At 64.8% G+C, this 1,283-nt stretch carries 1 protein-coding gene; it reads right to left on the bottom strand.

Annotated features, from left to right (window positions below):
* Positions 1–26: 26 nt before the first annotated feature.
* Positions 27–1,216, bottom strand: a protein-coding gene (locus tag E7Z54_RS22295) for an IS3 family transposase (protein ID WP_240769846.1) whose coding sequence is annotated in 2 segments (ribosomal slippage) — positions 27–935 and positions 938–1,216 — 1,188 coding nt in all. Because the reading frame shifts where the segments join, the coding sequence is not laid out codon by codon here.
* Positions 1,217–1,283 lie beyond the last annotated feature (67 nt).

Here is a 1,283-nt window from a genome sequence, read left to right as displayed (position 1 = left end):
TGGTTGACACTCGGGGTTTGCAGTAGTCAGGCGGCGTCTGCGGCCGCGTAGATCATCTCAAACTCGACCGGGGTGAGCTTCCCGAGGGCGCGTTGCCGGCGTCGGCGGTTGTACTTGGTTTCGATCCAGGTGACGATCGCGAGGCGGAGGTCTTCGCGGGTGTCCCAGCGGCGGGTGTCGAGCACGTTCTTCTGCAACAGCGAGAAGAACGACTCCATGCTGGCGTTGTCCCCGGCGCCGTAAGCGCGGCCCATCGATCCCTTTAGACCGTTGTTCTTCAACAGCCGCAGGACCTTCTTGGCCCTGAACTGACCGCCCCTGTCCGAATGACAGATCGTCCCGGACGGCGAGCGCAGCGCGATCGCGTTGCGCATCGCGGACATCGCCAGGCCCGACTTCATCCGCGAGTCGATGGAGTAACCGACGATCTTGTTGGAGAAGACGTCCTTGATCGCACAGATGTAGAGCTTGCCTTCGCGCGTGGGGTGCTCGGAGATGTCCCAGAGCCACACCTGGTTCGGGGCTGTCGCGGTGAACTCGTGTCGGACCACGCCGTGCTTGTCGGTCACCGCGAGAAGGTCGTCGTGGGGCGCGGGCCCGGCCTTGCCGGACTTCCCGCGCTTCTTGTGATGGCTGGCGGTGATGCCGGCGATCCGACACAGCCGGTGGACACGGTTCTCTCCGGCCTTGATGCCGTGTTCTTCCTCGAGTTCGTCGGTGAGGAACCTGTACCCCAAGGTGGCGTCGTCCTCATGCAGGTCGTGCAGCACGTTGATGAGGTGGGCGTCGTCCCAGTCCCGCTGGGACACCGGGTCTTTGAGCCACTTGTAGTACCCCGCGGTCGTCAGACCCAGGACCCTGCACGCCACCGCGACCGGCACCCTGATGCGGGCACCGGTCGCGGCCATCTCACGGACGAGCGGGAAGACTATTTTCCCGGCAGGTTCGCCTGCGACAGATACGCAGCGGCCCGGCGGAGGACCTCGTTCTCCTGCTCGAGCAACCGGATCCGCTTGTTCGCCTCGCGCAGCTGCTTGCGCTCGTCCTCGGTCACGCCGGGACGGCGACCGTCCTCGATGTCGGCCTGCTTCATCCAGTTCGCCAGCGAGCCTTCGGAAATGCCGAAGTCCTTCGCGATCTGGAACAGCGGTGCCTGGCCCTTGCGGGCCACGGCCACCACGTCGTCGCGGAACTCCTTGGGGTAGGGCTTTGCCACGGGGACATCCTTCCAGCGAGGACGAATCCTCACAGGTCAGGTGTCAACCAAACTCGGGGCAGACCCT

Source organism: Nocardioides sp. (assembly GCF_004803405.1).
Taxonomy (GTDB): domain Bacteria; phylum Actinomycetota; class Actinomycetes; order Propionibacteriales; family Nocardioidaceae; genus Nocardioides; species Nocardioides vastitatis.
This window is presented reverse-complemented; position numbering and strand designations above follow the sequence as displayed.